The 23,531-nt window shown below is 65.2% G+C and carries 19 protein-coding genes; 13 read left to right on the top strand and 6 right to left on the bottom strand.

Annotation, left to right across the window (positions count from 1 at the left end):
- Positions 1–9: 9 nt before the first annotated feature.
- Positions 10–1,587, top strand: coding sequence for a glutamine-hydrolyzing GMP synthase (gene guaA / locus NP534_RS06730; protein WP_027595681.1), 1,578 nt, complete (start codon positions 10–12; stop codon positions 1,585–1,587).
- 76 nt (positions 1,588–1,663) lie between these two features.
- Here guaA and NP534_RS06725 read toward each other — a convergent pair whose 3' ends face one another.
- Positions 1,664–2,131 carry a GNAT family N-acetyltransferase gene (locus NP534_RS06725; RefSeq protein WP_274098219.1) on the bottom strand — a complete coding sequence of 156 codons (468 nt, stop codon included), beginning with the start codon at positions 2,129–2,131 and terminating at the stop codon, positions 1,664–1,666.
- Between the two features lie 99 nt (positions 2,132–2,230).
- Here NP534_RS06725 and NP534_RS06720 point away from each other — a divergent pair, with 99 nt between their 5' ends.
- The 4 genes from NP534_RS06720 to tadA all read left to right on the top strand — a co-directional run bounded on the left by NP534_RS06720 (position 2,231) and on the right by tadA (position 6,115).
- The gene (locus NP534_RS06720) at positions 2,231–3,343 is read left to right on the top strand and encodes an NAD(P)/FAD-dependent oxidoreductase (RefSeq protein WP_337994313.1); all 1,113 of its coding nucleotides are present in this window, start codon (positions 2,231–2,233) and stop codon (positions 3,341–3,343) included.
- Positions 3,340–4,113, top strand: a complete 774-nt coding sequence (locus tag NP534_RS06715) for an APH(3') family aminoglycoside O-phosphotransferase (RefSeq protein ID WP_274098217.1) — start codon at positions 3,340–3,342, stop codon at positions 4,111–4,113. Before NP534_RS06720 ends, NP534_RS06715 begins: the two co-directional genes overlap by 4 nt.
- 140 nt (positions 4,114–4,253) lie before the next feature.
- Entirely contained in the window at positions 4,254–5,636 is a 1,383-nt protein-coding gene (locus NP534_RS06710; protein ID WP_274098216.1) for a multicopper oxidase family protein, read from the top strand.
- Positions 5,636–6,115: a tRNA adenosine(34) deaminase TadA gene (gene tadA / locus NP534_RS06705; protein WP_186654254.1), complete on the top strand. Its 480-nt coding sequence runs from the start codon at positions 5,636–5,638 to the stop codon at positions 6,113–6,115. Before NP534_RS06710 ends, tadA begins: the two co-directional genes overlap by 1 nt.
- Positions 6,116–6,170: 55 nt before the next feature.
- On the opposite strand, the gene mltF is transcribed toward tadA, so the two are convergent.
- On the bottom strand, positions 6,171–7,628 hold the full coding sequence (gene mltF / locus NP534_RS06700; RefSeq protein ID WP_033701000.1) for a membrane-bound lytic murein transglycosylase MltF: 1,458 nt from the start codon (positions 7,626–7,628) through the stop codon (positions 6,171–6,173).
- 298 nt (positions 7,629–7,926) lie between these two features.
- Between mltF and purL the strand changes: the two genes are divergently transcribed.
- Together purL and NP534_RS06690 are read left to right on the top strand one after the other, a co-directional pair.
- A complete protein-coding gene (gene purL / locus NP534_RS06695) occupies positions 7,927–11,826 on the top strand; it encodes a phosphoribosylformylglycinamidine synthase (protein WP_274098215.1) in 3,900 nt (1,299 codons plus the stop codon).
- A gap of 3 nt (positions 11,827–11,829) precedes the next feature.
- Positions 11,830–12,141: an NGG1p interacting factor NIF3 gene (locus tag NP534_RS06690; protein ID WP_110741613.1), complete on the top strand. Its 312-nt coding sequence runs from the start codon at positions 11,830–11,832 to the stop codon at positions 12,139–12,141.
- 43 nt (positions 12,142–12,184) lie between these two features.
- On the opposite strand, the gene tatC is transcribed toward NP534_RS06690, so the two are convergent.
- From tatC to tatA, 3 genes are read right to left on the bottom strand one after another with little or no spacing between them, the layout of a single operon-like run.
- Positions 12,185–12,943 carry a twin-arginine translocase subunit TatC gene (gene tatC / locus NP534_RS06685; RefSeq protein WP_274098214.1) on the bottom strand — a complete coding sequence of 253 codons (759 nt, stop codon included), beginning with the start codon at positions 12,941–12,943 and terminating at the stop codon, positions 12,185–12,187.
- Entirely contained in the window at positions 12,940–13,230 is a 291-nt protein-coding gene (tatB, locus tag NP534_RS06680) for a Sec-independent protein translocase protein TatB (RefSeq protein ID WP_274098213.1), read from the bottom strand. Before tatB ends, tatC begins: the two co-directional genes overlap by 4 nt.
- On the bottom strand, positions 13,230–13,463 hold the full coding sequence (gene tatA, locus NP534_RS06675) for a twin-arginine translocase TatA/TatE family subunit (protein ID WP_274098212.1): 234 nt from the start codon (positions 13,461–13,463) through the stop codon (positions 13,230–13,232). The genes tatB and tatA overlap by 1 nt, the downstream gene beginning before the upstream one ends.
- 147 nt (positions 13,464–13,610) lie before the next feature.
- On the opposite strand from tatA, the gene gspK reads away from it, so the two are divergent.
- A complete protein-coding gene (gene gspK, locus NP534_RS06670; protein WP_274098211.1) occupies positions 13,611–14,576 on the top strand; it encodes a type II secretion system minor pseudopilin GspK in 966 nt (321 codons plus the stop codon).
- Between the two features lie 141 nt (positions 14,577–14,717).
- Here the strand turns inward: gspK and NP534_RS06665 are convergent, their stop codons facing one another.
- Positions 14,718–16,796: a PhoX family protein gene (locus NP534_RS06665; protein ID WP_274098210.1), complete on the bottom strand. Its 2,079-nt coding sequence runs from the start codon at positions 16,794–16,796 to the stop codon at positions 14,718–14,720.
- 225 nt (positions 16,797–17,021) lie between these two features.
- Between NP534_RS06665 and NP534_RS06660 the strand changes: the two genes are divergently transcribed.
- Genes NP534_RS06660 through gspF form a run of 5 tightly spaced genes read left to right on the top strand, consistent with a single transcriptional unit; the run spans position 17,022 to position 23,517 of the window.
- Positions 17,022–18,662 (top strand): lipoprotein UxpA, encoded by a 1,641-nt coding sequence (locus NP534_RS06660; RefSeq protein ID WP_274098209.1) that lies wholly within the window; start codon positions 17,022–17,024, stop codon positions 18,660–18,662.
- The gene (locus tag NP534_RS06655) at positions 18,659–19,084 is read left to right on the top strand and encodes a pilus assembly protein PilZ (protein ID WP_095064066.1); all 426 of its coding nucleotides are present in this window, start codon (positions 18,659–18,661) and stop codon (positions 19,082–19,084) included. Before NP534_RS06660 ends, NP534_RS06655 begins: the two co-directional genes overlap by 4 nt.
- Positions 19,085–19,105: 21 nt before the next feature.
- Entirely contained in the window at positions 19,106–20,863 is a 1,758-nt protein-coding gene (gene gspD, locus NP534_RS06650) for a type II secretion system secretin GspD (RefSeq protein WP_274098224.1), read from the top strand.
- The gene (locus NP534_RS06645; protein ID WP_274098223.1) at positions 20,863–22,311 is read left to right on the top strand and encodes a GspE/PulE family protein; all 1,449 of its coding nucleotides are present in this window, start codon (positions 20,863–20,865) and stop codon (positions 22,309–22,311) included. Before gspD ends, NP534_RS06645 begins: the two co-directional genes overlap by 1 nt.
- A 3-nt stretch (positions 22,312–22,314) precedes the next feature.
- Complete coding sequence (gene gspF / locus NP534_RS06640) at positions 22,315–23,517, top strand: type II secretion system inner membrane protein GspF (protein ID WP_274098208.1); 1,203 nt, start codon at positions 22,315–22,317, stop codon at positions 23,515–23,517.
- Positions 23,518–23,531 lie beyond the last annotated feature (14 nt).

Raw genomic sequence — 23,531 nt, 5'->3', positions numbered from 1 at the left:
GATTGAGTCATGGCCCTCGACATTCACGCTCACCGCATCCTGATCCTCGATTTCGGTTCCCAGTACACCCAGCTGATCGCCCGCCGTGTGCGCGAAATCGGCGTGTACTGCGAACTGCATCCGTTCGACATGGACGATGAAGCGATCCGCGAATTCAACCCGCGCGGCATCATCCTCGCCGGCGGCCCCGAGTCGGTACACGAAGCCAACAGCCCGCGCGCGCCGCAGGCCGTGTTCGACCTGAACGTACCGCTGCTGGGCATCTGCTACGGCATGCAGACCATGGCCGAGCAACTGGGCGGCAAGGTTACCGGGTCGGACCTGCGCGAATTCGGTTACGCCCGCGTTGACGTGGTCGGCAAGAGCCGCCTGCTGGACGGCATCGAAGACCACGTGGACGCTGACGGCGTACTGGGCCTGGACGTCTGGATGAGCCACGGTGACAAGGTCACCCAGATGCCGGGCGACTTCCACGTGCTGGCCAGCACCCCGAGCTGCCCGATCGCCGGCATGTTCGACGATGCGCGCGGCTACTACGGCGTGCAGTTCCACCCGGAAGTGACCCACACCAAGCAAGGTGGTCGCATCCTCTCGCGCTTCGTCCAGGATATCTGCGGCTGCGAAGCCCTGTGGACCCCGTCCAACATCGTCGAAGACGCCATCGCCCAGGTACGTGAGCAAGTCGGTTCGGCCAACGTCCTGCTGGGCCTGTCTGGCGGCGTCGACTCGTCCGTGGTTGCCGCGCTGCTGCACCGCGCCATCGGCGACCAGCTGACCTGCGTGTTCGTCGACAACGGCCTGCTGCGCCTGCACGAAGGCGACCAGGTGATGGCCATGTTCAAAGAGAACATGGGCGTCAAGGTGATCCGTGCCGACGCCGAGGCGCAGTTCCTGGGCAACCTGGAAGGCGAAGCGGACCCGGAGAAGAAGCGCAAGATCATCGGCCGCACCTTCATCGACATCTTCGATGCCGAAGCCAGCAAGCTGGACAACATCCAGTTCCTGGCCCAGGGCACCATCTACCCGGACGTGATCGAGTCGGCTGGCGCCAAAAGCGGCAAGGCCCACGTGATCAAGTCGCACCACAACGTCGGTGGCCTGCCTGAGGAAATGAACCTCAAGCTGGTCGAGCCGCTGCGCGAATTGTTCAAGGACGAAGTGCGCAAGATCGGCCTGGAACTGGGCCTGCCGTACGACATGGTCTACCGCCACCCGTTCCCGGGCCCGGGCCTGGGCGTGCGCATCCTGGGTGAAGTGAAGAAGGAATACGCCGACATCCTGCGTCGCGCCGACCACATCTTCATCGAAGAGCTGCGCAAGGCTGACTGGTACCACAAGACCAGCCAGGCGTTCGTGGTGTTCCAGCCGGTCAAGTCGGTGGGTGTCGTTGGCGACGGCCGTCGCTACGCCTGGGTCGTGGCCCTGCGTGCCGTCGAGACCGTGGACTTCATGACCGCGCGTTGGGCACACCTGCCGTACGAGCTGCTGGAAACCGTCAGCGGCCGTATCATCAACGAAATCGAAGGCATTTCGCGCGTCACTTACGACGTCTCGAGCAAGCCGCCTGCCACCATCGAGTGGGAATGATTTCGCGCCCGGCCATGGCCGGCGTCCGATAGCAGGAAGCAACAAAAAGCCCGCTTGATTGCGGGCTTTTTGCGTTTTATTGAGCGCTGTTGTCGAGCCCGAGCTGCAAGATCTCATCGCCCGCTTCATCGTGCTCGCCTGTCGACGTCCACCCCAGGTGGCGATAGAACCCATAAGAGCGCGCGTTCGGGTCGCTGGAGCACGCCAGGAACAATCGCTCGAACCCCAGTTCCCCCAGGTGATCGACGACCATCTGGAGCAAGCGTTTGCCGATCCCTTGGTCCTCATATGCCGGCAACAGTGCGAGCACGGTGACCTCGCCGCTGTCCTTGTCAGCGAAGCAGTAGCCCACCATCTGGTCGTCCTTGCAAGCCACGAAGCCTGGGCCGCTGCCATCGCGAATGCTGCTGCTCCAGGAATCGACGGTGATGCCCAGGGCGCGCAGGTCTTCTTCGGTGAACGCGTTTTCCCGGGTCAATGCCCGGAGGGTCATACAGGTTGCGGCATCTTCAGGTGCTGCGGGGCGAAAGGTTATGGCGGTCATACGTCTGGCCTCACGTTGAAAACGCCATTGTGCGTAGACGACTGTCTGCGCGTCTGTGAGCAAACGTAAGCCGGCGGCCGCCATTGAACGGGAATACGATTGTTCACAGACGTTAAGGCTGCCATTGCGCACACTACGCTTCCTCGGATTTGCGCAAGGACAAACGCAATGGCACGCAACGTTCCTCATGTAGTGGTGGTGGGCGGCGGTATCATCGGTGCCTCCATCGCCTGGCACCTGGCCCGGCGGGGTGCTCCGGTCACCGTGCTTGAACGCGAGCGGGCCATTGCCCGGGGTGTCACCGGGCACTCGTATGGTTGGGTGGGCACCGGCAGCCGCCTCCCTTCCGAGCACCCGGCAGGCTTTGCCCTGGAGCAGCGTGCCCTGGCTCAATTTGCGCAGCTGACGCAAGCGCTCGGGCCGCTGCCGGTCGCAGCGCAAGGTGGTTTGATCTGGCTCGACAGCGAGCAGGAGACCTTGGCCATGCTTGCCGAGCAGCAGGCGGCCGGGGTGTCGATGATGGCGGTGGGGCGCGAGCGCATCCGCGAGCTGGAGCCCGGTTTGGTGCAGCCTCCGGACATGGCAATCTGGGCACCGGACGATTTTGCGGTCGAGCCTGAGGCACTGGCTGAGCGTTTGTTGGCGGCAGCCCAGGGCGAAGGCGCCAAGGTGCTTGAGGCGTGCGAGGTACTGGCGCTGGAGGTGCAGGGTGCGCGCATTACCGGTGTGCGTACCCACGCGGGCATCGTGCCGGCGGATGTCGTCGTACTGGCCAATGCCATGGGCGCCCAGAGCCTGGCCCGGCAACTGGGGCAGGCGCTGCCCATCCACGAAGCGCCTGCGGTGCTGCTGCGGTTCGATGCCGCACAGGTGCCGCTGCGCCATCTGCTGTACGGGCAGTCGCTGGAAGTGCGGCCCGGTCCGGGTGGTGGGCTGCTGTCGGCAGCTGACTTCCCGGGTGAAGCGGGGATGGCCGAGCTCGGTCGTAGCAGCCTGCAAGCGGTTGCCAGTTTGTTTCACCCCAGTTGCGAACTGTCGCTGCGATCAATCCAGGCAGTGTACCGGCCAAAAACCGACAGTGGCCTGCCACTGCGTACGTTCCTTGAGGGGTTCGAAGGGCTGTACGTCACGGTCGCTCACCCAGGCGTTATTCTGGCGCCGCTCATGGGCAGCGAGGCCTGCGAAGACATCCTCAAAGGGCAGATGCCATGACGAGCCTGCCACCAGGCTGGCGAGAGACCCATGGCGTTGTGGCGATGGAGGTTCAGGCGCTTGGCGAGTCTGGGGCCAGTGTCTTGCGCCTGCGCCGGCAATGCGCCGAAGATCTGTTCCTCAAGTCCGAGCCCGTGGCGGCGCTGGCGGAGCTCCCAGGCGAGGTCAGCCGCCTGCGCTGGATGGCGGGGCAGGGCATGCCGGCGCCTCGGGTCGTCGATGCCGTTACTGAACAGGGACGGCACTGGTTGTTGATGACGGCAGTGCCAGGCCAGAGCTTGGCCGAGTCGGCTAAGCGTACGCCAGCGGCCACGGTTGCCCTGATGGCCGAGGCACTGCGCCAGCTGCACCAGCGACCGGCCGGGGAGTGCCCGTTCGATCATGCGCTGGCGGCGCGGGTGAGGTTGGCGCAAGCGCGCATGACGGCTGGCCTGGTCGATGAGGCAGACTTCGATGAAGAGCAACTTGGGCGCACGGCCAGTGACGTGTTCGCCGACCTGTTGGCGGCGCGCCCGGCGAAGGAGGACCGGGTGGTGACCCATGGCGATGCCTGTCTACCGAATCTGATGGCTGAGGGTGCACGCTTCAGCGGTTTTATCGACTGTGGCCGCCTGGGTGTGGCCGACCGTTGGCAGGACTTGGCGTTAGCAACCCGGGATATCGCCGCTGACCTGGGGGATGAGTGGGTGGCGCCCTTTCTGGCAAGCTATGGGGTTGAAGCGGATCCTGCCCGGATCCGCTTTTATCGATTGCTGGACGAATTCTTTTGACGCTGCGCGCAGGTATCAGGCCCAGACCTCCCTGCGACAAGACTTCACTTAATCTTTCCCATTTGCAGGTGTATCGTATTCGCCCTTCATCGCCAGCCATGCTGGCAGCTTGATTGCGCCGAAACGAGGTACCCGCACCGATGTCCTTCACCCGTCGACAAATGCTCAAGGGCCTCACCGGCCTGGTTGTGGTAGGCCTGGGCGCCGGAGGCGCGGCGCGGTACTGGCTGGGCAAGGTCGAGGACGAGAATGCCGGGCACGACTACGAACTGATCGCCGCGCCCCTGGAAGTGGAGCTGGTGCCGGGCTTCAAGACCGAGGCCTGGGCCTTTGGCCCGTCGGCGCCGGGCACCGAATTGCGGGTGCGCCAGGGTACCTGGCTGCGAGTGCGTTTCATCAACCACCTGCCGGTCGAAACCACCATCCACTGGCACGGCATCCGCCTGCCGCTGGAAATGGACGGCGTGCCCTATGTGTCGCAACTGCCGGTCAAGCCTGGCGAGTACTTCGACTACAAGTTCCGCGTGCCGGATGCCGGCAGCTACTGGTACCACCCGCACGTCAGCAGCTCCGAAGAGCTTGGCCGCGGGCTGGTCGGGCCGCTGATCGTCGAGGAGCGCGAGCCTACCGGGTTTCTGCACGAGCGCACCCTGAGCCTGAAAAACTGGCACGTCGACGAGCAGGGCGCCTGGCTGCCGTTCAGCATCCCCCGCGAGGCCGCGCGCAACGGCACTGCCGGGCGCCTGATCACCATCAACGGCCAGCCCGATTCGGTGACCGAGTTGCCCGCCGGCCAAGTGGTGCGCTTGCGCCTGCTCAACCTGGACAACACCTGGACCTACCGCCTGAACCTCAAGGGCAACTGCGAGGCAAAGATCTACGCGCTCGACGGCAACCCGGTCACCCCACGGTCACTGGACGAGGATTACTGGCTGGGGCCAGGCATGCGTATCTGCCTGGCGATTCGCATTCCCGTGGCGGGAGAGGAAATATCCCTGCGCGATGGCTTCGTGCGCCTGGGTACCTTGCGTTCGGTGGCCAGCAACGACGCCCCCAGCGACTGGCCGCCAGCCTTGCCACCGAACCCGGTGGCCGAGCCGGACCTGGAGAATGCCGAAAAGCTCAACTTCAATTTCGAATGGGTCGGCAAGGTCTCGGTCAACACTGAGAATGGCAGGCCGCCGAGCCTGTGGCAGATCAACGGCCAGGCCTGGGACATCACCGACAAGACCTGCGCCGACCGGCCCATCGCGACGCTGCAGAAGGGCAAGAGCTACATCTTCGAGCTGAAGAACATGACCCAGTACCAGCACCCGATCCACCTGCACGGCATGAGCTTCAAGGTGATCGCTTCCAACCGCCGTGAGATCGTCGAACCGTGGTTCACCGATACCTACCTGCTGGGCAAGAACGAGCGCGCCCAGGTCGCGCTGGTGGCGGATAACCCAGGTACCTGGATGTTCCACTGCCACGTCATCGACCACATGGAAACCGGCCTGATGGCCGCGATCACGGTGGTCTGATGCGCCCGCAAATCATCGATCGCAGCCGCGATCAAGAATTCATGCGCCTGGCCCTGACACTGGCCGCCGAAGGGGCGGCGATGGGTGAGGTGCCGGTGGGGGCGGTGCTGGTGCAGCATGGCCAGGTGATCGGGCAGGGCTTCAACCGGCCGATCGTCGACAGTGACCCCAGCGCCCATGCCGAAATGGTCGCCATTCGGGCAGCCGCCAAGTCAGCGAGCAATTATCGACTGCCGGGCAGCACGCTGTATGTGACCCTGGAGCCCTGCAGCATGTGCGCGGGGTTGATCGTGCATTCGCGGGTAGCGCGGGTGGTGTACGGGGCGCTGGAGCCCAAGGCGGGGATCGTGCAGAGCCAGGGGCAGTTCTTTGGCCAGGGTTTCCTCAATCATCGGGTGATGGTGGAGGGTGGGGTGCTGGCCGAGGAGTGCGGGGCGATCTTGAGCGAGTTTTTCAAAGCTCGGCGGGCCATGCGCTAGTCAGTGCGGGCCTCTTCGCGGGGCAGGAGATCGACAGTGGCCAGGCCGGCAACGGTCACATCGGCGGCGACTGCTCTGCCGGCTTGTCCTTGTTGACCCCGGGCACATGCAAGTTGCCTTCGGCCATCTGGCCCTCGAGCTGCGGCTGGGTCACCCAGGTGAGGATGTCGTAGTAGCGGCGGATGTTGGCCACGAAGTGCACCGGCTCGCCGCCACGGGCATAACCGTACTTGGTCTTGCTGTACCACTGCTTCTGCGCCAGACGCGGCAGCATCTTCTTCACGTCCAGCCACTTGTTCGGGTTGAGCTTCTCACGCTTGGCCAGGGTGCGGGCGTCTTCCAGGTGGCCGCTGCCGACGTTGTAGGCGGCCAGCGCGAACCAGGTGCGGTCGGGTTCCTGAATGCTGTCGTCGAGCTGCTGCTTGATCAGCATGAAGTACTTGGCACCACCCTGGATGCTCTGCTTCGGGTCCAGGCGATTGGACACGCCCATGGCCTGCGCGGTGCGTTGGGTCAGCATCATCAGGCCGCGCACGCCGGTCTTGGACGTGACTTCCGGCTGCCACATGGATTCCTGGTAGCCGATGGCCGCCAGCAGGCGCCAGTCGACCTGCTCGACCTTGGCGTAGCTCTTGAAGTGCTTCTCGTACTTGGGCAGGCGCTGCTGCAGGTGCTGGGCGAAGGTGTAGGCGCCGACATAGCCGAGTACATCGACATGGCCGTAGTAGCGGTCTTTGAGGCGCTGCAGGGTGCCGTTCTTCTGGGCCTTGTCGAGGAACTCGTTGACCTCGTTGAGCAGGCTGTTGTCTTCACCGGCCGCCACCGCCCAGCGCTGATCGCGGGTGTCGCCCAGGTCGAAGGCGACCCGTACGTTGGGGAAATACACCTGGTTCATCGCCAGTTCGTTGGAATCGACCAGTGTCAGGTCGATCTGGCCTTCATCGACCATGCGCAGCAGGTCGACCACCTCGACAGCGTCGGATTCTTCGTATTCCAGGCCTGGGTACTGTTTTTTCAGCTCGGCCAGCTGGTCGGCATGGCTGCTGCCCTTGAGCACCATGATCTTCTTGCCGACCAGGCCCTTGGCCTCGGTGGGGCGGGAGCGGCCGTTGCGGTAGATGACCTGTGGGGTGACTTCCAGGTAAGGGTGAGAGAATTTTGCCTGGGCCTTGCGCCGCTCGCTGCTGACCAGGCCGGCGGCGGCCAGCACCGGGCCGGAGGGCTTGCCCAGTTCGTCGAACACTTGGTCGAGGTTGTCGGCGGTCTCGATCTGCAGCTTTACGCCGAGATCGTCGGCGAAATGCTTGACCAGTTCGTATTCGAAGCCGGTTTCGCCGTTGCGATCCTGGAAATAGGTGGCCGGGCTGTTGCGGGTGATGACGCGCAGCACGCCATCCTCCTTCACGCGCTCTAGGGTGCTGGGTTTTTCAACACAGGCACCGAGCATCAGAAAGAGTCCGGTTGCGAGAAGCCATTTGGCGCAACGCTGGCGCAGAGCAGTATGGGCGAACATAGCTTGCAGTATACGCAAAGGACGAGGGCCGCCATATCTCGACAACGGTTAGCTTGTCTGGTACCGCGTTCTGTGATGGAAGCTGCAAGCCGCGAGCTGCAAGCGGCAAGAAAAAAGCAGGTGGCGCGCAGGTCGCTTTTTTCTTGCCGCTTGCCGCTTGCAGATGGTCGCTTTTTTTTGACCCCGAAGTCCGGTTCCGCCGCCCGGCAGCATTGCCCTCTGGCGGGTGCCGAAAGCCGCGGAATTAGGCTAGAATGCACGGCCTCTAAGCACACCCCTTCCTGAGGCTGTCCCGACGATGTTGATCCTGCGCGGCGCTCCTGCCCTTTCTGCCTTTCGCCACGGTAAATTACTCGAGCAACTGAGCCAGAAAGTCCCCGCTGTTACTGGTTTGTATGCCGAATTCGCCCACTTCGCCGATGTCGATGGCGAGCTGACCGCCGACCAGCAGCAGGTGCTGGGCCGTCTGCTCAAGTACGGCCCGAGCGTGCCGGTACAGGAGCCGACCGGCCGCCTGTTCCTGGTCGTGCCGCGCCTGGGCACCATTTCGCCCTGGGCCAGCAAGGCCAGCGACATCGCCCACAACTGCGGCCTGCAGTCGATCCAGCGCCTGGAGCGCGGCATCGCCTACTACGTTGCCGGTAACCTGAGCGAAGCCGATGCACTGGCCGTCGCCGCCGAACTGCACGACCGCATGACCCAGCGCGTGCTGGCCCAGCTGGAACAGGCGTCCGACCTGTTCAGCCACGCCAAGCCCAAGCCGATGACCTCGGTGGATATCCTGGGCGGTGGCCGAGACGCGCTGGCCAAGGCCAACGTCGACCTGGGCCTGGCCCTGGCCGAAGACGAGATCGACTACCTGGTCGCGGCTTTCCAGAACCTTGCGCGCAACCCGAACGACATCGAACTGATGATGTTCGCCCAGGCCAACTCCGAGCACTGCCGCCACAAGATCTTCAACGCCAGTTGGGACATCGACGGCCAGGCTCAGGAAAAGAGCCTGTTCGGCATGATCAAGAACACCTACCAGATGCACAGCGAAGGTGTGTTGTCGGCTTACAAGGACAACGCCTCGGTGATCGTCGGCAGCGTGGCCGGCCGTTTCTTCCCGAACCCTGAGACCCGCCAGTACGGCGCGGTGCAGGAGCCGGTGCACATCCTGATGAAGGTCGAGACGCACAACCACCCGACCGCCATCGCGCCATTCTCCGGTGCCTCCACCGGCTCCGGCGGCGAAATCCGTGACGAAGGCGCTACCGGCCGCGGTGCCAAGCCCAAGGCTGGCCTGACCGGTTTCACCGTGTCCAACCTGCGTATTCCGGGCTTCGAACAGCCGTGGGAGCAGGCATACGGCAAGCCTGAGCGCATCGTCGACGCACTCGACATCATGGTCGAAGGCCCGCTGGGTGGTGCTGCGTTCAACAACGAATTCGGTCGCCCGGCACTGACTGGCTACTTCCGTACCTTCGAGCAGGCGATCAACACCCCGCACGGCGAAGAAGTGCGCGGCTACCACAAGCCGATCATGCTCGCAGGCGGCATGGGCAACATCCGTGAAGAGCACGTGCAGAAGGCCGAAATCACCGTCGGTGCCAAGCTGATCGTGCTCGGCGGCCCAGCCATGCTGATCGGCCTGGGTGGCGGTGCGGCTTCGTCGGTCGCCACCGGCGCCAGCTCCGCCGACCTGGACTTCGCTTCGGTACAGCGCGAAAACCCGGAAATGGAGCGCCGTTGCCAGGAGGTCATCGACCGCTGCTGGCAGCTGGGTGACAAGAACCCGATCGCCTTCATCCATGACGTCGGCGCCGGTGGTATCTCCAACGCCTTCCCTGAGCTGGTCAACGACGGTGGCCGCGGTGGCCGTTTCGAACTGCGTAACGTGCCCAACGACGAGCCGGGCATGGCCCCGCACGAAATCTGGAGCAACGAGTCGCAGGAACGTTACGTGCTGGCCGTCAGCGCCGTCGACTTCGACCGCTTCCAGGCCATCTGTGAGCGTGAGCGCTGCCCGTTCGCCGTGGTCGGCGAGGCGACTGAAGAGCCGCACCTGACCGTTACCGACAGCCACTTCGGCAACACGCCGGTGGACATGCCGCTCGACGTGCTGCTGGGCAAGCCGCCGCGCATGCACCGCTCGGTCACCCGCGAAGCCGAGCTTGGCGATGAGTTCGACCCAAGCACCCTGTCGCTGGCCGATTCCGTCGAGCGCGTGCTGCACCACCCAGCGGTGGCCAGCAAGAGCTTCCTGATCACCATCGGCGACCGCACCATCACTGGCCTGGTAGCCCGTGACCAGATGGTTGGCCCATGGCAGGTGCCGGTGGCTGACTGCGCCGTCACCGCGACCAGCTTCGACGTCTACACCGGTGAAGCCATGGCCATGGGTGAACGCACCCCGCTGGCCCTGCTCGACGCCCCGGCGTCTGGGCGCATGGCCATCGGCGAAACCCTGACCAACCTGGCGGCCTCGCAGATCGAGAAGCTGTCCGACATCAAGCTGTCGGCCAACTGGATGTCCGCCGCCGGCCACCCAGGTGAAGATGCCCGCCTGTACGACACGGTCAAGGCCGTGGGCATGGAGCTGTGCCCTGAGCTGGGTATCACCATCCCGGTCGGCAAAGACTCGATGTCGATGAAGACCAAGTGGAGCGAAGAGGGCGTCGAGAAGAGCGTGACCTCGCCGATGTCGCTGATCATCACCGGCTTCGCCCCGGTCACCGACATTCGCAAGACCCTGACCCCGCAACTGCGCATGGACAAGGGCGAGACCGACCTGGTCCTGATCGACCTGGGCCGTGGCCAGAACCGCATGGGCGCCTCGATCCTGGCGCAGACCCACGGCAAGTTGGCCAATGCCGCACCGGACGTCGACGATGCCGAGGACCTCAAGGCCTTCTTCGCCGTGATCCAGGGCCTCAACGCCGATGGTCACCTGCTGGCCTACCACGACCGTTCCGATGGTGGCCTGATGACCACCGTGCTGGAAATGGCCTTCGCCGGCCATTGTGGCCTCGACCTGGAACTGGACACGCTGACCAGCAAGCCAGAAAAAGTCGCCGCCATCCTCTTCAACGAAGAGCTGGGTGCGGTGATCCAGGTTCGCCAGGATGCCACCCCGGACGTACTGGCTCAGTTCAGCGCCGCTGGCCTGGGTGAAGACTGCGTCGCGGTGATCGGCCAGCCGATCAACAACAGCGAAGTGGTCGTGCGCCTGAACGGCGAGGAGCTGTTCAAAGGCGACCGTCGCCTGCTGCAACGCCAGTGGGCCGAGACCAGCTACCAGGTTCAGCGCCTGCGTGACAACGCCGAATGCGCCGACCAGGAATTCGACGCGCTGCTCGAAGAAGACAACCCGGGCCTGTCGGTCAAGCTGGGCTTTGACGTCAATGACGACATCGCCGCGCCGTACATCAAGAAAGGCGTGCGCCCGCAAGTGGCGATCCTGCGTGAGCAGGGCGTCAACGGCCAGGTCGAGATGGCTGCCGCCTTCGACCGCGCCGGCTTCGCCGCCATCGACGTGCACATGAGCGACATCCTTGCCGGCCGCGTTGATTTTGAAGCCTTCAAGGGCTTGGTTGCCTGCGGTGGTTTCTCCTACGGTGACGTGCTGGGTGCCGGTGAAGGCTGGGCCAAGTCAGCGCTGTTCAACGCCCGTGCCCGCGATGCCTTCCAGGCCTTCTTCGAGCGTACCGACAGCTTCGCCCTGGGCGTGTGCAACGGTTGCCAGATGATGTCCAACCTGCACGAGCTGATTCCTGGCACCGAGTTCTGGCCGCACTTCGTGCGTAACCGTTCGGAGCAGTTCGAAGCCCGTGTGGCCATGGTCGAGGTGCAGAAGTCCAACTCGATCTTCTTGCAGGGCATGGCCGGTTCGCGCATGCCGATCGCCATCGCCCACGGCGAAGGCCATGCCGAGTTCGCCAACGAAGCAGCATTGCTGGAAGCCGACGTGTCCGGTTGCGTGGCCCTGCGCTACGTCGACAACCACGGCAAGGTCACCGAAACCTACCCGGCCAACCCGAACGGCTCGCCGCGCGGTATCACCGGCCTGACCAGCCGCGACGGCCGTGTGACCATCATGATGCCGCACCCAGAGCGTATGTTCCGCGCCGTGCAAAACTCCTGGCGCCCGGATGAGTGGCAGGAAGATGCCGCGCTGATGCGTATGTTCCGCAACGCGCGGGTCTGGGTGAACTAAGGCGTGTACAAGCTCGCCTTCTTCGTCCCGGCCAGCCATGTCGAGGTGGTCAAGGCCGCTGTGTTTGCCGCTGGCGGCGGACGCATCGGTGACTATGACCACTGCGCCTGGCAAACCCTGGGCCAAGGCCAGTTTCGCCCGTTGGATGGCAGCCAGCCATTTCTCGGGCAAGCCGGGCAGGTCGAGGTGGTGGAGGAGTGGAAGGTGGAGCTGGTGGTGGCCGACGACCTGATCGCTCAGGTCGTCGCTGCGCTCAAGCAGAGCCACCCGTACGAGACGCCAGCCTACGAGGTCTGGCGGCTCGCCGAGTTCTAGACCGCATCAGCCGATTCGCGGGGTTACCCGCGAAGAGGCCCTTTCAACCGGCCACAATCTCGCGGCCTTGCTCGCCTCGCCGCAACCCCGCACATGCCAACAACCCCACCTCGAACAGCACCCACATCGGCACCGCCAGCATCGTCTGCGAAAACACGTCCGGCGGCGTCAGAATCATCCCCACCACAAAACACCCGACAATCACGTAGGGCCTGCTGCGCCTGAGCGTCGCGACATCCGCTAGCCCCACCCACACCACAATGAACGTCGCCACCGGGATCTCGAACGCCAGCCCGAACGCCAGGAACAGCGCCATGATGAAGTCCAGGTACTGGCTGATGTCGGTCATCATCGCCACGCCATCGGGCGTCACGCTGGCGAAAAAGCCGAACATCATCGGGAACACCAGAAAGAACGCGAATGCCATGCCGGCATAGAACAGCAAAATGCTCGACACCAGCAGCGGCAGGGCAATGCGCCGTTCGCGGCGGTACAGGCCCGGCGCCAGAAACCCCCACGCCTGGTGCAGCAACAGCGGCATGGCGACGAACAACGCGCACATTGCTGTCAGCTTGAAAGGGGTCAGAAAGGGTGAGGTGACACTGGTCGCGATCATGCTGGCGCCTTCTGGCAGGAAGCGGCGCAGCGGTTCGGAGATCAGTGTGTAGAGGGGCTGGGCGAAGGGGAACAGCCCTGCGAATACCAACGCGACCACTGCCAGGCAGCGCACCAGGCGCTTGCGCAGCTCGCGCAGGTGCTCGGTCAGCGGCATCGCTGCCGCAGGGTCCATGGCGAGGCTCATGAGGCATTCTCCCTGGGCACTGGGACGGTTGCCGGGTCATTGGCCGGTTGCGCAGCAAGGCTGATGCCCTGGCGAATGTCCTGCTCAAGGCGCTGCAGGGGCGCACTGTCGAAGTTGGGCAACTCGATCTCCCGCTCCATCTGTGCGCGCAGGCCGTGCATGGCCCTGCGCGCCTGGCCCAGGCCGCGCCCGAGCGTGCGCGCCGCAACCGGCAGCCGCTCGGGCCCGAGCACCAGCAGTGCGACGATGCCAACCAGCAGCAACTCGCTGAAGCCTACCTCGAACATCAGGCCTGACGGTCCGCTTGCGGCTGTGGCGTAGCCTGGCCGGTCAGCGGTGCCTGCTGTTGTACCTGAGCCGCCCCGGGCGCGTTGACGTCGTTGTCACCGCCCATGGACTTGCGAAACCCCTGGATCGCCTCGCCAACATCGCTGCCCAGGCCCTTGAGGCGCTTGGTACCAAACAGCAGGAATACGATCATCAGTACGATCACCAGTTGCCAGATGCCAATGCCACCCATTGCGACTACTCCTGTAAGGCCATGAAAAGGAAGGGCAATCCTGCCTCGTGTAGATGACGTGAACATGACGGAAAGCGCCATTGCCATCTACCTGCAACAACCGGCGTGTTGACTGGCGCTTTTACGGGCCATGAGAGGCGCACGCGGATGGGCGGCAGACGACAGCAGGGCGCGGCCCTGCTGATGGTAATGGTGGTGTTGGCGATGCTCGCGGCTGGTATGGCCTGGCTGGTGGAGGATGGCCGGCGCCAGGTCGATGAAGTGCGCCTGTTGCACCAACGGGTGCAGGTGCGGGCGATGGAACAGGCCGGCCTGGCCTATGCCGAGCAGGCGCTGCGCGACCCGGCCTGGCGGCTTAGCCCGTTGTTCTGGCAGGCGTTGCGTGGGCAGCCGCTGAACTACGACTTTGGCGCAGGCCAGGCGCAATTGCGGGTACGCGACCAGCACACCTGCTTCAACGTCAACGCGTTGCTCGGTGCCGACGGTGAACGTGCCGAGCGCCAGTTGCGCCGCCTGCTGGGCGATGACATGGCGGCCGAGCGCCTGGTCGACGGCCTGGCCGACTGGCTCGACAGTGACAGCGATGCGCGTTTGCAGGGGGCCGAGAGTGCCCAGTACCTGCGCCAGCAACCCCCGCGCCTCGCGGCCAATCAGGCGATGCTCGACACCAGCGAGCTGAACCTGCTGCTGGAGCCGGACGCCACGCGCCAGCGCCGCTACCCGATGCTGTGCGCCCTGCCGCAGACCACGGGCTGGCGCTTGAACGTCAATGCCCTGGGGTTGGAGCATCTGCCGTTGCTCGATGCCCTGTATGAGGGGCGGTATTCGCGTTCGCTGCTCAGCCGCATCGTCAGTGGCCGGCCGGCGTCAGGCTACGTGGATGCGGCGGCGCTGCGCCAGGCGTTGGGGGCGGTGGATGACGAGACGTTCGAACGGTTGAGCGAAGGGTTGCTGCTCAACAGTGGGCACTTTGTGTTGCAGCTGTCGTTCGAGGAAGAGGGGCGGGTGATGCGCAGCGAGTTCCAGGTGGAGGCGCTGGGGGTGGTGCAGTGGCACGCACGCGTGCCGGCGCAGCAGGTGCGGGTGCGTAGCCGGGAGCCGATGCTCTGGTGAACCTTGGCGGCCTCTTCGCGGGGCAAGCCCGCTCCCACAGGTACCCCACTGTCCTTGAGGCTAGGGGGTTGCTTGTGGGTGCGGGCTTGCCCCGCGAAGAGGCCGGTACAGCCAGCGCAAGGCTGACTGACCAGCTCCCGGTCAGGCGGTGCCGATCTCCCCGCCATCATCACGCTGAATCACCACCGTCGAAGCCCGCGGCCTTACCGTAGCGCCTGCCGGCGTAGCATCGGTAGCCTTGTCGGTATACGGCCAGTTCTCCGGATGCTGGATGTTCACGAACATCGATTTGTTGTCCGGGCTGAAGGCAATCCCCGTCACCTCGCAGCCGTTCGGCCCAACGAAGAAACGCCGCAGGTCCACCTGGTTCTGCGCGTTGACTGGCACCTGTTTGCCCGTGGCATCCACCAGGTCTGTCGGGATCACCGCCAGCAACTGGTCGTTGGTGTAATCGGTCAGGGTGCTCTCACCGTTGTCGGTCTCGAACCACAACACGCCGCGGCTATCGAAACTCATGCCATCGGGGCTGGCGAACTGGTTCAGCTCGGTCAGCCCGGAGCGGTTGATGTCGGCGGTGCCGGCAGCGTTGGCGCCAAACACGAAAATGTCCCAGGTGAAGCTCAGCTGATCGTCGCTGTCGTGCCAGCGGATGATGTGGCCGTGACGGTTCGGGCCACGCGGGTTGGCGGCGTCGACTTTTTCCGGGGTGCGCGCGCTGTTGTTGGTCAGGGTCAGGTAGACATCGCCATTGAGCGGGTTGACTGTGGTCCATTCCGGGCGGTCCATCGGGGTCGCGCCCACGGCATCGCCCGCACCGCGAGTGTTGAGGATGATGCCCGGCAGGTCGCCGTACAGCGCGCCAAGGGTGCTGCCGCCGGTGGTGGCCGTGGCCACGTCGAGCAGCAGCCATACACCTGTGCCGTCGGCATTGAAGCGGGCCACGTAGAGCTTGCCCTGGTCCATGTATTTGGCACCGGTGGCCAGGCGGTCGGCCGGGCTGGCATCGGCGGCGTCCCACACGGCGGTGGAGACGAACTTGTACAGGTACTCGTTGTTTGAGTCGTCACCCATGTACCAGACCAGCGGCTTGCCGGCCACCGGCAGGCCCGGGCAGCAGCCTTCGTGGCGGAAGCGGCCCAGCGCGGTGCGCTTGGTGGCCAGGGTGGCGTTGTTGTACGGGTCGATTTCGACGATGTAGCCGTAGGTGCTGGCTTCGTTGCGGTAGTCGTCGGTGGCGCTGGCGCCTTTGACGGTGACGTCGAAACGGGTGAATTCGTCGGCCACTTCGGTGCTGTCACCGGCAGCGCTTTCCCATTTGTACTGGCCGCTGGAGGTGCCCACGCCGATGCGGCGCTGGTCTTCAGGGCGGGTGCCCTTGTTGACGAAGATGCCCGGCCAGTTCTCTTCACAGGTCAGGTAAGTGCCCCATGGGGTGTAGCCGTTGCCGCAGTTGTTGTTGGTGCCGCGGCAGTGGGTGCCGGCACTGGAGTACTTGGTCTTGACGTGGTCGGTGCCGCGTAGCGGGCCAGTGATTTCCATGCGCGAGGCGGTGGTGAAGCGACGGTTCAGTGGGTCGTTGTCGACCACCTGCCAGCGCCCGCTGACCTTCTGCAGGCGCACCACGCCAGCGCCGTGGGCGTTGATCTCTTTGCGAATTTCTTCGACCGGGCGCTTGCCGTTGACATCAACGGTCGGGCCGGCCGGGTGCAGGGCGGCCGCGTCGATGTACTCGAAGTTGATGGCCAGCAAGCCGTCTTCGGAGCTGCCATTGATAGGGAAGAAGTGCATGCCGTCGTGGTGCATGCCCATGGCATTGGCCTGGTCGGTCGAGGTGTTGCTGCCATCGGACTTCCACGGGTTGGCATTGCTGTTCAGCGGGGTGCCCCACGGCGCCAGCACGTAGGCGCTGTAGCCTGCCGCGACGACACAGGCATCGGTGCGCGAGCCTGGGATGGACTGGAAGCCCAGTGCCAGTTTCGGCACTTCTGGCTCGGTTACGGGTGGTTCGGTCACCGGTGGCTCGGTGACAGGATCATCGTGATCGGAACCGCCACCACCGTCGAAGCAGCCTGTCAGGCCGGTACCGGCGATCATGGCGATGGCGGCGCCCAGGCTGCCACGCATGATGCTGCGGCGGCTGAGGTAAGCGTCCATGACGCTGGCCATCGGCAGATTGCCGCTGTGGTTCCGGTCCAGGTTGTCGCCGGTATCTCGACTCATCAGGGTGTCCTTATGTTTGGCTGAGTTGGAGGAAACCGCGACTTTAGAGCGCAAGTATGATGATTCCTTGGCAGAAATATGAATGCGCGCTTAAAACTACACGTTCTTACTTTCGAGCCTGACAGATCAATTCGGAATTGCTGTCGGATTTCTGCCATCAAACTGTCATGCGAACGCCGCAACATCCGGAGCCCAACGTGAACTTGGTTAAGGATGGCGGGCTCGATGGCAAGCAGTGTGAACAGGCGCGAAGTGATCAGCTGGATGGGCGTCGGTGCCTTGGCACCCTTGCTCGGCGCCTGTTCCGCCTTGCCAGGGCAGCGCGCAGGCAGCGCCAACCTTGATTTGCTGTATGTCGCCGACACCCTTGATGCTCGCCAACCCGGCCGGGCTGTGGTTCCGGCGACGCGCCTGGGGCCGGTCAGCCACCTCGGGCGTGCGCCGTGGATGACCGGTGCCAGCGCCAGCATCGCCTTTCCGCAGCTGGCGCCACTGCTCGATGCCGGCCGGGCCGACGAGGCCAACCTGGGTGGCTATGCCGTACTCGCCGCCTTGCTGGAGCAATTGCGTGGCGAGGCCGGTGCAGGCAACAGCCTGACCCTGGAGAACGGCCAAGGCTGGAATGGCAGCGGCCTGGCCTACCTGACCCAGGGTGAAAGTGGCGTGCAGGGCAGCCAACTGCTGGGCAGCGAAGCGCGGGTCAGCAGTGACGAGCGCGTGCTCTGGCCACAACGCAGCGCAGCACTCTACCGCCAGGCATCTGCCACTACGCTGGGCGCCGGGCTCGCTGACGAACAACGCCAGGCCCTTGGGCTCGAACCCCTGCAGCTGTTCGAACGGGGCGGCGCGCGTATTGCCGTGGTCGGCGTCACCGACCCTTACGCGCAAGACCAGAAAGCCTCCCTCAAACAGTGGTATCAGGCCTTGCTGCCGGTTTTCCAACAGGCCCGGCGCGAGGCCGACCTGGTGGTGGCCCTGGCCGATGTCGGTACCGGGCCGGGGCTGTGGCTGGCTGAACGGCTGCCGGCCATCGACCTGTTGCTGTGCGCGCGTGGCCAGGACCTGTGGCCAACGCCGGTGCAGGCCACCCAGGCCAGCGGCCGCCGCGTGCCGGTGCTGTTCGCCGGCTGCCGGGGCAGCGGTGCGTTTCGCTTGCGCTGCAAGCAGGTGGCGGGGCAATGGCAGTTCGAGGGGCGCTTCTTCCCGGCGTTCGAACAGACGCTTTCACCGGCAGCGCAGGTGCGTGCCGGGCAATTGCAGGCGCAGTTGAACCAACAGCGCGCCGGCCACGCGGCGTGGCTCGATCAACCGCTGGCCCGGGCGCCCCAGGCGCTGTGGCGGCGTGACACCCGTGGCGGCAGCTGGGACCGCCTGCTGCATCAGGCTTTGGCCGATGACGGCAGCCTGCCAGTGTTGCTGCCGGGCCTGCGTTACGACTGCCCGTTGGCGGCAGGTACAGCGATTACCCGTGAGCACCTGATCAGCCTGACCGGCGGTTACCCGGCCCCGGTGGTCGAGGCTCCAGCCCGGCAGGTCGAGCAAGTGCTGGAAAATGCCGCAGAACAGCTGTTCGGCGACCCGTTGCTGCTGGACAACAGCCAGGACCTGCCGCGCTGGCAGGGCCAGGCCTGGCAAGTCAGCTACAGCCCCCAGGGCAAACGCATCAGCGGCCTGCAGCCGACCGAGGGGTTGTGCCGCACGTTTGGCCTGCAGTTCGCGTCGCAGGCCGGCGAGCCGCTCTGGCAACGGGTAGAGGCCTGGCTGGCACGGCAGGCGCCTGACTGGCAACTGACAGCGCTGCAATGGCCCGAAGTGCGCTATGTGCAGGGTCACCCAGGCTGGCACCCCCGGCAGATGGCCTCGTGAGCTTCGCTTCGCGGCTGATCACCGGTGGCTGCCTGACCCTGGCCGGCTGGCTCGCTGCACAGTGCGTGTTGCAACTGGGCCGCCAGCCACAACCGGCCAGCCGCTCGCCGGCCACCGAGACGCAACTGCCGGGGTTGATGGTCGGCCACTGGCAGGCGCCCGTCGACGACGGCGCGATCGTCATCACCCGTTTGCCCTTGCACTACCTCGGTGGCCTCAAGGCCCAGCCGTTGTCGGCCAGCGTGGTGGTGCTGCGTTACGAACAGCAGGTGCGCACCCTGGCCCGCGGCCAGCGCCTGGCACCGGGGATCGTGCTGCAGGACATCGACAGCGATGGCCTGATTTTCAATAACCAGGGGCGGCGCGAACGCCTGCCCTGGCCGCCACGCCCCGCCGTGACCGGCCTCAAGCGGCAAGGATGAACGATGCCTGTTAGATACTGCATGGCGGCTGCACTGAGCCTGGCCTTGTCCGTGGGCCTGCCGGTTGCGAGCGCCGAGGAGCCGGTGTTCGATGACGACGGCACGCCGATGTACGAGGTGAACTTCGTCGACACCGAGCTGGGTGAATTCATCGACAGCGTGTCGCGCATCACCGGTACCACGTTCATCGTCGACCCGCGGGTCAAGGGCAAGGTCACCGTGCGCACCGTCGACCTGCACGACGCCGATGCCATCTATGACATCTTCCTCGCCCAACTGCGCGCCCAGGGCTACGCCACCGTCGACCTGCCCAATGGCAGCGTGAAGATCGTCCCCGACCAGGCGGCGCGCCTGGAGCCGGTGCCGGTGGAGCCTGCCGGGCAGCAGGGCGCAGGCAGCGACAGCGTGGCTACCCGCGTATTCAATGTGCGCAACGCCGCCACCGAGCAGGTGCTTGGCATACTCAAGCCATTGATCGACCCACGGGTTGGGGTGATCACCCCGTACCCGGCGGCGCACCAGTTGGTCGTCACCGACTGGCGCAGCAACCTCGAACGCATCGCCAGCCTGCTGCGTCAGCTCGACCGCCCCAGCGAGACGGCGGGCAGCAGCAGTACCCAAGTCATCTATTTGCGGCACGCCACGGCCAGTGAAGTGGTCAAGGTGCTGCGCGGGCTCAGCCAGGAAGGCATGGCGCCGGCAGAAGGCGTGGCCGAGGGCGAAGCCAAGGACCGGCCGGTGATGGCCGCCCCCGGTGGCTCGGGCATTCGCCTGGAATACGAAGAGGGTACCAACGCTGTAGTCATGGTCGGCCCCGACAGCGAGCTGGCCGCCTACCGTGCCATCGTCGAGCAGCTGGATATCCGCCGTGCCCAGGTGGTGGTCGAGGCGATCATCGCCGAGGTGTCCGACAGCAGTGCCCAGGAGCTGGGTGTGCAGTGGCTGTTCGCCGATGAGAAGTTCGGTGCCGGTATCGTCAACTTCGGCAGCAACGGGGTGAACATCGCCAACATCGCCGGGGCTGCCGCCGGCGAAGACACCGAGGCACTGGGCAAGCTGTTGTCTGCCACCGCCGGGGCCACTGCCGGCATCGGCCACTTCGGCGGCGGTTTCAACTTCGCCATGCTGGTCAATGCGCTCAAGGGCAAGAGCGGCTTCAACTTGCTGTCCACGCCAACCTTGCTGACCCTGGACAACGCCGAGGCGTCGATCCTGGTTGGCCAGGAAGTGCCCTTCGTCACCGGCTCGGTGACGCAGAACAACGCCAACCCCTACCAGACCATCGAGCGCAAGGAGGTCGGGGTCAAGCTGCGGATCAAACCGCAGATCAACATCGACAACAGCGTGCGCCTGGACATCGTCCAGGAGGTCTCGTCGATTGCCGACTCCAGCGCTGCCAGCGATGTGATCACCAACAAGCGTGAGATCAAGACCAAGGTCATGGTCGAAGACAACGGCCTGGTGATTCTGGGCGGCCTGATCAGCGACGAGCTGAGTACCAGCAACCAGCGCGTACCGCTGCTGGGTGACATCCCTTACCTGGGCCGCCTGTTCCGCTCCGACGCCAGCAAGAACACCAAACAGAACCTGATGGTCTTCATTCGCCCGCGCATCCTGCGCGATGGGCCGAGCCTGGCCGGGCTCAGCGAAGGCAAGTACCGCACCCTGCAGCAGACCACCCCGCTGCAACTGCCGGACCTTGCCGGTGCTGAAGGCACCACGCCGCTGCTGCAGGTGTTCCCCGCCAGCCGGGCGCGCCTGGACGGCGGTAACTGGTGATGTTGCCCTATCGGCTGGCACGCCAGGCAGGCCTGGCCATGACCCCCGGGCAAGACGGCTGGCAATTGTGGCTGCGCCGCGACGCCGACAGCGAGGTGTTGCAGGAGCTGCTGCGGGTGCATGGCCAGCCCGGTGCGCTGGCCTACCTGGAGCCCGCAGCATTCGACGAGCAACTGGCACAGCTGTATCAGGGCGGCGATGCGGCCACCGCAGCGCTGATCGAAGGTATCGGCGACCAGGTCGACCTGGACAGCCTGATGAGCGAGATGCCGCGCATCGAGGACTTGCTCGAAAGCGATGACGAGGCGCCGGTGATTCGCCTGATCAACGGGCTGTTCGGCCAGGCCTTGCGCCTGCGTGCCTCGGATATCCATATCGAGACCTTCGAACAGAGCCTGGTAGTGCGCCTGCGGGTCGACGGCCACCTGCGCGAGGTGCTGCGCCCGCCGCGGGCGCTGTCGGCGATGCTGGTGTCACGCATCAAGGTCATGGCGCGGCTGGACATCGCCGAGAAACGCCAGCCCCAGGATGGCCGCATCACCTTGCGGGCGGCAGGGCGCGAGGTCGATGTGCGGGTCTCGACGCTGCCGGGCATTCACGGTGAACGGGTGGTGATGCGCGTGCTCGACAAGCAGGCCAGCCTGCTGGCGCTGGACAACCTGGGCATGCCGGCCGCCGTGCTGCAAGGTCTGCGCAGTTGCCTGGCGCGGCCCAATGGCATCGTGCTGTCCACCGGCCCCACCGGCTCGGGCAAGACCACCACGCTGTACGCCAGCCTCAACAGCCTCAACGATGGCAGCCGCAACATCCTTACCGTTGAAGACCCGGTGGAGTACGCCATCGCCGGCATCGGCCAGACGGCCATCAACCCACGCGCCGGGCTGACATTTGCCACTGGCCTGCGCGCCATCCTGCGCCAGGACCCGGATGTGATCATGCTCGGCGAAATCCGTGACCAGGAAACCGCGCAGATTGCCGTGCAAGCCAGCCTCACCGGCCACCTGGTGTTGTCGACCCTGCACACCAACAGTGCGGTGGGGGCGGTGACCCGCCTGCGTGACATGGGCATTGAACCCTTTCTGATCGCGTCGTGCCTGCGCGGTGTGCTGGCGCAGCGCCTGGTGCGGCGGCTGTGCCAGTGTGCGGTGGCGCAGCCGCTGCAAACCGCCGAACGTGACTTGTGGCCCGAGCTGTGTGCGCTGGGCAGCAGTTACCACGCCGTCGGTTGCGAGCAGTGCCAGGGCAGCGGCTATGTCGGGCGCCTGGGCCTGTACGAATTCGTCGAGCTTGACCCCGGCCTGATCGCGCTGCTGTACGACGGCGCCAGTGAACAAGCCATGCAGGACTACCTGGTCGACCGTCGGCGCAGCCTGGTAGCCATGGCCAGCGATTGCCTGGCGCGTGGCGAGACCAGCCTGGCCGAAGTGCTGCGCGTGGTACAGGGCTGAGCCATGCCGACCTATCGTTATCAAGCCGTCGACCTGGCCGGCAAGACCTACAAGGCCAGCCTGCAGGCCGACAGCGAGCGCCATGCGCGCCAGCTGTTGCGTGAGCGGGGCCTGTTCGCCCGCCAGTTGCAGCGCCACGAGGCAGGCGTGCGGCAACCCCGCCGCCAGCGCCTGAGCCGTGCGCAACTGTGCGAACTGACCCGCCAGCTGGCGACCTTGACCGGTGCAGGCATCCCCTTGGTCGATGCCCTGGCCACCCTCGAACGGCAACTGCGCCAGCCTGCCTTGCACAGCGTGCTGGTGGCCTTGCGCGGTTCGCTCGCCGAAGGCCTGGGGCTGGCGCGCAGCCTGGCCCGCCAGGGGGCGCCGTTCAGCGGCCTGTACTGTGCGCTGGTCGAGGCCGGTGAGCGCTCCGGGCGCCTGGCCCAGGTGCTCACGCGCCTGGCCGATCACCTGGAACAGGTGCAACGCCAGCAGCACAAGGCGCGTACTGCATTGATCTACCCCTGTGTGCTGATGGGTGTATCGCTTGCCGTGGTAATCGGCCTGATGACCTTCGTCGTGCCCAAGCTCACCGAGCAGTTTGCCCATGCCGGGCAGAGCCTGCCGTTGATAACCGCCTTGCTGATCGGCCTGAGCCAGGGGCTGGTGCACGCCGGGCCCTGGTTGCTGGGCCTGGCGATGCTGCTGACGCTGCTCGGTGGCTGGCTGCTGCGCAAGCCGCACTGGTGCCTGCGCCGTGATGAGTTGCTGTTGCGCCTGCCGCGTGTGGGCGGCCTGTTGCAGGTACTGGAAAGCGCGCGGCTGGCACGTAGCCTGGCGATTCTCAGCAGCAGCGGCGTGGCCCTGCTCGAAGCCCTGCAGGTGGCCACCGAGACAGTTTCCAACCGGCGCATCCGCCTGGCCATGGAGCAGGTGCGCCAGCAGGTGCAGGGCGGCACCAGCCTGCACCGCGCGCTGGATGCCTGCCAACAGTTTCCGCCGTTGCTGGTGAACATGGTCGGCAGTGGCGAGGCCAGCGGCACCCTGGCCGACATGCTGGAACGGGTGGCCGACGACCAAGAGCGCGGTTTCGCCCGCCAGGTGGACACCGCCATGGCGCTTTTCGAACCGCTGATGATTCTGGTGATGGGCGCCGTGGTGCTGTTCATCGTGCTGGCGGTGCTGCTGCCGATCATGCAACTCAACCAGGGCCTGCAATTGTGAACACAAGGAGTACT

The organism is Pseudomonas sp. 39004 (assembly GCF_028682155.1).
Taxonomy (GTDB): Bacteria; Pseudomonadota; Gammaproteobacteria; order Pseudomonadales; family Pseudomonadaceae; genus Aquipseudomonas; species Aquipseudomonas capeferrum.
Note: the sequence above shows the minus strand (reverse complement) of the source record. Positions and strands in the feature narration are given on the sequence as shown.